Source organism: Pseudorhodobacter sp., from assembly GCF_030452865.1.
Taxonomy (GTDB): domain Bacteria; phylum Pseudomonadota; class Alphaproteobacteria; order Rhodobacterales; family Rhodobacteraceae; genus Pseudorhodobacter.
Genome location: NZ_JAKDLJ010000348.1, coordinates 1 through 3852, shown reverse-complemented (window position 1 = coordinate 3852; position 3852 = coordinate 1). Strand labels below are relative to the sequence as shown.

Genomic DNA, 3852 nt, shown 5'->3' with positions numbered 1-3852 from the left:
GTGCCCGCGATTGAGCGGCTGATTGCGGCCTATCTCGACCTGCGCAGCAGCCGGGATGAGGCTTTCTTGCAAACCTACCGCCGCCTAGGCCTCGCACCATTCAAAGCAGCCCTTTATCCGGCCGAAGGGGCGCGTGATGCCGCGTGATTTGCCGTTTCGCCCAATGACGGACCGTGTGGCTGGGCTGAACGCCCGCTACCGCCATCATGGGGCAACGGCGGTGCTGGAACATATCCTGCGCGACCGCGATGTTGGTCGCGTGGCGCTGGTGTCCAGTTTTGGCGCGGAATCGGTGGTATTGCTGCACCTGCTTTCAGTCATTTCACCGCATACGCCGGTCCTGTTCATCGACACACAGATGTTGTTTCCCGAAACGCTGGCCTATCAGGAAAAGCTGGCGCAAAAACTCTACCTGACCGATATCCGCCGCTTGGGCCCTGCTCCCGCTCGGTTGGTGGCGGGTGACCCCGACGGCACGCTGCACAGGACCAACCCGGACGCCTGCTGCGCCCTGCGTAAAACGGCTGTGCTGGACCGCGCGCTGTCGGGGTTCGATGCCTGGATCACCGGGCGCAAACGCTATCAATCCGCCAACCGCGCGCAGGTGGAATTCTTCGAATCCGACGGCGAGGCGCGGCTGAAAATCAACCCGCTCGCGCATTGGAGCCGGGACGATCTGTCGGACTATATGATCAACAATCGGTTGCCGCGCCATCCGCTCGTTGCCAAGGGCTACCCGAGTATCGGTTGCGCACCCTGCACCAGCCCGGTGAACCTAGGTGAAGACCCTCGCGCAGGTCGTTGGCGTGGAAACGAAAAAACCGAATGCGGCATCCATTTCGTCAACGGGAAACTGACTCGCAGCTTACAGGAGACCAAAGCATGACCATCCTCGTCACTGACACCGGCTTTGCCCCGGAGATTACAATCCCCGCCTTTACTCCGATCGACATGCTGCCCTATCACGAAGGCGCGCTCGACCTAGCAAATACCGATGATCCGCAGGTTCTGGCACCTTATCTCGCCGATATTCGCCTGATCCGCGTCGATTTCCCGTCTTTTGCCGACGGGCGCGGGCTTACCTTGGCTCGGCGCTTGCGGATGATGGGGTATAAGGGACGTTTGCGCGCGCGCGGGCATGTGCTGGCCGATCAATACACCATGGTCCGTCGTGTCGGGTTTGATGAGGTCGAAATCAGCGAAGACCTCGCCGCCCGCCAACCCGCCGGACAATGGCTCGCCCGCGCCGATTGGCGCGCGCATGACCATCAGTCGCGGCTGCGGGCATAATCGCTTTCACCTGACACAGATCAAAGCTAGACAAAGGATGCCGGGTTAAGGCCGGGTAATGACGCAATGACCGAGAGCATGACCTTGACCAAAGCCACCCAGACTGAAGCCAACCCGAAACCCGCCAAGCCGCATCTGCCGGACGCGCAGATCGTGACGGCGGTGAAACACTGGACGGACAAGCTGTTTTCCTTTCGGGTCACGCGGCCAAAATCGCTGCGTTTCCGGTCGGGGGAATTTGTGATGATCGGGTTGATGGGCGACAACGGCAAACCGTTGCTGCGCGCCTATTCCATTGCCTCGCCCAATTGGGATGAGGCGCTGGAGTTCTACTCGATCAAGGTGCAGGACGGCCCGCTGACCAGCAAGTTGCAACACATCAAGGAGGGCGATGAGATTATCCTGCGCCCAAAGCCGGTGGGAACGCTGGTCCATGACGCGCTGTTGCCTGGCAAGCGTATCTGGTTTCTGGCGACAGGCACCGGGATCGCCCCTTTCGCCAGCCTGATGCGCGACCCGGAAACCTATGAGAAATACGATAGCGTCATTATGATGCACACCTGCCGCGAGGCGGCGGAATTGGAATATGGCCGCCAATTGGTCGAAAACCTGCGCGAGGATGAATTGATTGGTGAGATGGTGGAGGGCAAGCTGTTCTACTACCCCACCACCACGCGCGAAGACACCGCACAGATGGGGCGTATCACCGACAACCTGAGTTCTGGTAAAGTATTTGCCGATCTTGGGTTGCCACCGATGAACCCTGCGGAAGATCGTGTGATGGTCTGTGGCTCCATGGCGTTCAATATTGATGTGAAGGCGGTTCTGGAAGGGTTCGGCCTGCGCGAAGGTGCGAATTCCGAGCCGTTGGAATATGTGGTTGAAAAGGCGTTTGTCGGCGAAGGGGTTTGAAACCGCGCTTGATGCGAAACATTAAAAAAGCCGCGCAACTCAATGCGCGGCCTTTGTATTTCAAGTATCAGGTGGGCTTACATGCCCAAAGCGCCTTTGATCTGATCCAGCACTGGTTGCAACAGCGCCGGGTTGCTGGCAGCGGCGGTCACGGCGGATTTCAGCGCCGTCTTGGTGCCTTCGTCCAGAGAGGAGCCGTCGATCATCGCTGAAACTTTTTCAGCGTCGAAATTGGCGGCATCAAACACGTTTGACGGGTCCGCAGCGGGGGCAGTCCCGGTCGCGCTATTGGCGGCAGCATCGGCAGCGGCTTTTGCATCCGCAGCGGCCTTGGCGGCAGCATCCTCGGCCGCCTTCGCGGCAGCTTTCGCATCAGCCTCTGCCTTGGCAGTCGCCTCGGCAGTTGCGGTCTCAGCGGCTTTTGCATCCTCAGCGGCTTTGGCAGCGGCCTCCTCGGCCGCTTTTTCGGCAGCGGCTTTTGCGTCATCGGTTGCAGTCGCTGCAGTGCTAGCGGCGGCATCAGCGGCAGCCTTGGCATCTGCGGCGGCTTTTGCTTCAGCTTCCTGTGCGGCTTTTGCGGTTGCTTCCTCGGCGGCTTTCGCATCCGCTGCGGCTTTGGCCGCTGCGTCATCTGCGGCTTTCTTGGTGGCCTCTTCGGCCGCTTTCGCGTCAGCCGCCGCTTTGGTTGCGGCTTCCTGTGCGGCTTGTTGCGCCGGCACATAGCTGAACTGATAATACCCAAAACCAGCGACAGCAATCAGGACCAGACCTATGATCACGTTCTTGTTCATCAAAATAACTCCCACTTTCCGCTCAGAATAGCGATTCTGACGACTGAATGACAGAAATGCAGCGCGTTGGAAAGACTTGGGCGCAGAGCGGCAGACTTAAGGGCAAATTTCCACCGAAATCGGTTGAACATGGCCGTCGGTGGGTCTATTTTGCCGTCTGTGGCATTGAACATGCCGCAAATTTCAATGGCAGAAGGAAGCAAACCATAGCCCGCAGACCCCACAACGCCCCGCCGCAACGCGATACGGGCCCCCGTGTGAATGACCGCATCCGCAGCCCCGAGATCAGACTGATCGGCGCGGATGGAGAAAATGTCGGCGTCGTGACGCCTGCCCGCGCGATGGTGATGGCCGAAGAGGCCGGGCTGGATCTGGTCGAAATCTCACCCAATGCGGAGCCACCGGTCTGCAAGATCATGGACTTCGGCAAATTCAAGTATGAGCAGCAAAAGCGTGAGGCGGAAGCCCGCAAGAAGCAGCACATCATTGAAATCAAGGAAATCAAATTCCGCCCCGGCACCGACAAGCATGACTACGATGTCAAGATGCGCTCGGTCCTGAAGTTTCTCGGCGAAGGCGACAAGGTAAAAGTCACGCTGCGCTTTCGCGGTCGTGAAATGGCACACCAGCAGTTGGGGCTCGAACTTCTCAACCGCGTGGCCGATGATGTGATCGCCGAAGAGGCCGGCAAGCTGGAAAGTTTTCCCAAGCTCGAAGGTCGTCAGATGGTGATGATGATCGGGCCGAAATAGGGCGCTGACCAGTTTGGATACGCCCGGGGGTGGCACCCCCCCCCCCCCCCCGGGGGGTTTTATAAAAAAAATTTGCGGGGCGATTAGAAAAAACCCAAAAATTTATT

Annotated in this window: 5 protein-coding genes; 4 read left to right on the top strand and 1 reads right to left on the bottom strand. The window is 58.9% G+C overall.

The features are described from left to right. The first annotated feature begins 136 nt into the window (after positions 1–136). From L0H65_RS16040 to L0H65_RS16030, 3 genes are all read left to right on the top strand, one after another. Complete coding sequence (locus L0H65_RS16040) at positions 137–886, top strand: phosphoadenylyl-sulfate reductase (protein WP_301460136.1); 750 nt, start codon at positions 137–139, stop codon at positions 884–886. Next, the gene (locus tag L0H65_RS16035) at positions 883–1290 is read left to right on the top strand and encodes a DUF934 domain-containing protein (RefSeq protein WP_301460134.1); all 408 of its coding nucleotides are present in this window, start codon (positions 883–885) and stop codon (positions 1288–1290) included. The genes L0H65_RS16040 and L0H65_RS16035 overlap by 4 nt, the downstream gene beginning before the upstream one ends. Positions 1291–1368: 78 nt before the next feature. Next, on the top strand, positions 1369–2202 hold the full coding sequence (locus tag L0H65_RS16030) for a ferredoxin--NADP reductase (RefSeq protein WP_301460132.1): 834 nt from the start codon (positions 1369–1371) through the stop codon (positions 2200–2202). A 77-nt stretch (positions 2203–2279) separates the two neighbouring features. On the opposite strand, the gene L0H65_RS16025 is transcribed toward L0H65_RS16030, so the two are convergent. Further along, positions 2280–2993, bottom strand: a complete 714-nt coding sequence (locus tag L0H65_RS16025) for a hypothetical protein (protein WP_301460131.1) — start codon at positions 2991–2993, stop codon at positions 2280–2282. A 206-nt stretch (positions 2994–3199) separates the two neighbouring features. On the opposite strand from L0H65_RS16025, the gene infC reads away from it, so the two are divergent. Further along, a complete protein-coding gene (gene infC, locus L0H65_RS16020) occupies positions 3200–3745 on the top strand; it encodes a translation initiation factor IF-3 (RefSeq protein WP_367652006.1) in 546 nt (181 codons plus the stop codon). The last annotated feature ends 107 nt before the right edge of the window (positions 3746–3852 follow it).

Excerpts from the sequence above, each read along its gene's own strand:
- L0H65_RS16040 (WP_301460136.1), top strand. The coding sequence starts at position 137 with ATGCCGCGTGATTTGCCGTTTCGCCCAATGACGGACCGTGTGGCTGGG.
- L0H65_RS16035 (WP_301460134.1), top strand. The coding sequence starts at position 883 with ATGACCATCCTCGTCACTGACACCGGCTTTGCCCCGGAGATTACAATC.
- L0H65_RS16030 (WP_301460132.1), top strand. The coding sequence starts at position 1,369 with ATGACCTTGACCAAAGCCACCCAGACTGAAGCCAACCCGAAACCCGCC.
- L0H65_RS16025 (WP_301460131.1), bottom strand. The coding sequence starts at position 2,993 with ATGAACAAGAACGTGATCATAGGTCTGGTCCTGATTGCTGTCGCTGGT.